This window comes from Streptomyces javensis, assembly GCF_039525925.1.
Taxonomy (GTDB): Bacteria; Actinomycetota; Actinomycetes; order Streptomycetales; family Streptomycetaceae; genus Streptomyces; species Streptomyces asiaticus.
Window position 1 is genome coordinate 1 of the sequence record NZ_BAAAIF010000202.1, and the last position, 3530, is coordinate 3530.

Consider the following 3530-nt stretch of genomic DNA (forward strand, 5'->3'; position numbering starts at 1 on the left):
CCGGTTACATTCCGAACCCGGAAGCTAAGCCTTTCAGCGCCGATGGTACTGCAGGGGGGACCCTGTGGGAGAGTAGGACGCCGCCGAACAAATTTTACGAAAAGCCCGGTTGGGAGCTTTGGCTCGCAACCGGGCTTTTCGCATTTCTGGTTGTTTGTAGGCTGATCGCATGCGCTATGACCTGGTCATCTTCGACAACGACGGGGTGCTCGTCGACAGCGAGCCCATCTCCAATCGGCTGCTTGCCGCCTACCTCACGGAGTTGGGGCACCCCACCAGCTACGAGGACTCCATACGCGACTACATGGGCTCCGCCATGCATCGCATCCACGACCTGGTCCTCGAGCGCTCGGGCCGGCGGCTGCCGCCCGACTTCGACACCACCTTCCACGGCCGGGTCTTCGATGCCTTCCGCCGTGAGTTGCGGCCGGTGGCCGGGGTGGCCGAGGTCCTGGAGAAGCTGCGGGCCGACGGTGTTCCGTACTGCGTCGCCTCCTCCGGAAGCCATGAGCGCATCCGCGTCGCCCTCCGTACGACCGGGCTGTACGACCTCTTCGGCGAGGACCACATCTTCAGTTCCGAGGACGTGGGCCGGGGCAAGCCCGCCCCGGATCTGTTTCTGCACGCGGCCGAGCGCATGGGCGTGGCGCCCGAGCGCTGTGCCGTCGTCGAGGACAGCCCGCTCGGGGTCCAGGCCGCCCTGGCCGCCGGGATGGATGTGTACGGCTACACGGCCATGACACCCGCCGCCAAACTCTCCACGGCCCGTGGCCTCTTCATGGAGATGGCCGAACTGCGAGGGCTGCTCACCTCTACCCACAAGTAGCCCGGGGCCGTACGCTCCACGGCCATGACGGATTCGCGTCCGAGCCGCCGGCTCCGGCAAGGCCGGGCCTCATTGGCCATCAGCTTCTTCGTCCAGGGCGCGATCTTCGCTCTGCTGGTGACGCGCATACCCGCGCTCCAGGACCGGTACGGGATATCCGACGGGCTGCTGCCCCTCTTCCTGGCCGCCGTGCCGATCCTCGCCGGGGTGGGCAGCGTCGGCACCGAACATCTCGTCAAGCGGATGCTTCCGGGGCTGGTCCTCCGCGTGGTGCAGCCCATCGTCTCCCTCGCCCTGCTGTCGGCCGGATCGGGGACGACGGTGTGGCAGCTCGCCGTGGCGCTCGCGGTGTTCGGGCTGACGGTCGGGGCGCTCGACGCGTCGATGAACATGCTCGGGGTGAGCCTTCAGCGCGCGTACGGGCGCAGCATCATGCTCGGCTTCCACGGCGCGTACAGCCTGGGCGGGATCGCCGGGGCCTCGCTCGCCTGGGTGGGGGCGCACTGGGATCTGCCGCTGCCCACGCTCTACGCGCCGCTGGTGGCCATCCTGGTGCCCGCCGCGCTGATCGCCGGTCGCTGGTACGTCGACCATGCCGCTCAGCAGGCCGACCCGGCCGAGCCCGCGCAGGGCGACGGCCCCTCGGTGGGCATGCGGGCGCTGCTGCCGCTCTGCCTCGTCATGGCCTTCGCCTACATCGGCGACTCCACCGTCTCCAACTGGAGCGCCAAGTACCTGGAGGACGTGCTGCACAGCTCCGAGCAGCTGGCCACGGTCCCGTACAACGTCTATATGGTCACCACGCTCCTCGGCCGGTCCTTCGGCGACCTCGGGGTGCGGCGCTTCGGCGCGGTCACCGTGGTCCGGGCCGGGGCGCTGCTCGCGGGCGGCGGCTTCGCGGTGGTCGCGACGGCGCCCGGCGCCTGGGCGGGGATGGCCGGGTTCACGCTGCTGGGGCTGGGGTTGTGCGTGCTGGTGCCGCAGACCTTCGCGGCCGCGGGGCGGCTCTTCCCCGGGGCGTCCGACGCCGCTGTCGCGCGCCTCAACATCTTCAACTACGTGGGCTTCCTCATCGGCTCCCCGCTGGTCGGCGCGCTGGGTGGGGCGTGGAACTACCGTGCGGCGATGCTGGTGCCGATGGCGCTCGTGCTGATGACGATCCGGTACGCGAGGTCGTTCAGCCCTGCACCAGCCGGATACGGTGACGGGCATGAGCGGCCGCGCACAGTTGATGTGGGATGAGGAAGTAACCGGATACGACTTCGGCGCCGGGCATCCGATGGACCCGGTGCGGTTGGCGCTGACCATGGGGTTGGTGCAGGCGTACGGGCTGGACCGGGCGGTGCGCGTAGTGGCCGCCAAGCCGGCCGGGGAGTCGACGCTGCGCCTGGTCCACGGGCAGGAGTACATCGAGGCGGTACGGCGCGCATCGGCCGCCCCGGAGGCGGCGGACGGCTCGTACGGCCTCGGGACGATCGACGATCCGGCCTTCGCGGGCATGCACGAGGCGTCGGCGCTGATCGCCGGGCAGTCGGTGGGCGCGGCCGAGGACGTATGGCGCGGGGAGGCGCTGCACGCGGTGAACTTCGCGGGCGGGCTGCACCACGCGATGCCCCGGGGCGCGTCCGGGTTCTGCATCTACAACGACGCGGCGCTGGCGATCGCCCGGCTGCTGGAGCTGGGGGCCGAGCGGGTCGCGTACGTGGATGTGGACGTCCACCACGGGGACGGGGTGCAGGCGGCGTTCTGGGACGATCCGCGGGTGCTGACGATCTCGCTGCATGAGCACCCCCGGACGCTGTTCCCGCAGACCGGCTGGCCGGAGGAGGCGGGCGGGGAGGGCGCCGAGGGCTCGGCGGTCAATCTGGCGCTGCCGGCCGGAACCTCGGACGCGGGCTGGCTGCGGGCCTTCCACGCGGTGGTGCCGGAGCTGGTGGCGGCGTTCCGCCCGCAGGTGCTGGTGACCCAGCACGGCGCGGACACCCATGTCGAGGACCCGCTGGCCCACTTGGCGGTGACCGTCGACGCGCAGCGGGCGGTCGCCGAGAGCTGTCACCGGCTGGCGCACGAGCACGCGGACGGGCGCTGGGTGGCGCTCGGGGGTGGCGGCTACGCGGTGGTGGACGTGGTGCCGCGGTCCTGGACCCATCTGGTCGCGATCGCGGCGGGGCGGCCGGTGGAGGCCACCACGCCGGTGCCGGAGGAGTGGCGGCAGGAGGTGTACCGGCGGACCCGGATGGACGCGCCGCGGCGGATGACGGACGGGCGGGAGCCGGACTGGCAGGACTTCCACGAGGCCGGGTACGACCCCGCGGACCGGCTGGACCAGGCGATCCTGGCGACGCGCCGGGCGGTCTTCCCGCACCACGGGCTGCTGCCGTGAAGCCCGTAGGCGATCGGGACGCCTGCCGCCTGCGGCGGGCCACGCGGCGGAGCCGCATATCGGTGCTTTCCCCTCCCCGCCCCTTCCCACAACTGGGGCTCCGCCCCAGACCCGCCGGGGCTCCGCCCCAGACCCCGCTCCTCGAACGCCGGAGGGGCTGGAAGGCGGGGCTTCGCCCCAGACCCCGGGGTTCAGGGGCGAGGCCGCTGCCGCGCGCCGGGCAACCCCTAGCTTGATCTTTAACCTGTGCGGCGGGGCCGTGGGTTGGACGTTTTGTTCGTTTGCCGTTTCGCTGGCTTCGTTTTGCGGGGTGTGTGCACG

Annotated in this window: 3 protein-coding genes and 1 rRNA gene; all 4 read left to right on the forward strand. The window is 71.4% G+C overall.

Annotated features, from left to right (window positions below; all coding sequences use genetic code 11):
- A 5S ribosomal RNA gene (gene rrf, locus ABD329_RS47505) occupies window positions 1-89 on the forward strand; the annotation flags it as partial.
- 80 nt (window positions 90-169) lie between these two features.
- Window positions 170-826, forward strand: a complete 657-nt coding sequence (locus ABD329_RS47510; RefSeq protein WP_198282053.1) for an HAD family hydrolase — start codon at window positions 170-172, stop codon at window positions 824-826.
- A gap of 24 nt (window positions 827-850) precedes the next feature.
- Window positions 851-2068 carry an MFS transporter gene (locus tag ABD329_RS47515; RefSeq protein WP_198282054.1) on the forward strand — a complete coding sequence of 406 codons (1218 nt, stop codon included), beginning with the start codon at window positions 851-853 and terminating at the stop codon, window positions 2066-2068.
- Window positions 2037-3209, forward strand: coding sequence for an acetoin utilization protein AcuC (locus ABD329_RS47520; RefSeq protein ID WP_344318232.1), 1173 nt, complete (start codon window positions 2037-2039; stop codon window positions 3207-3209). Before ABD329_RS47515 ends, ABD329_RS47520 begins: the two co-directional genes overlap by 32 nt.
- The last annotated feature ends 321 nt before the right edge of the window (window positions 3210-3530 follow it).

Excerpts from the sequence above, each read along its gene's own strand:
- ABD329_RS47520 (WP_344318232.1), top strand. The coding sequence starts at position 2,037 with ATGAGCGGCCGCGCACAGTTGATGTGGGATGAGGAAGTAACCGGATAC.
- ABD329_RS47510 (WP_198282053.1), top strand. The coding sequence starts at position 170 with ATGCGCTATGACCTGGTCATCTTCGACAACGACGGGGTGCTCGTCGAC.
- ABD329_RS47515 (WP_198282054.1), top strand. The coding sequence starts at position 851 with ATGACGGATTCGCGTCCGAGCCGCCGGCTCCGGCAAGGCCGGGCCTCA.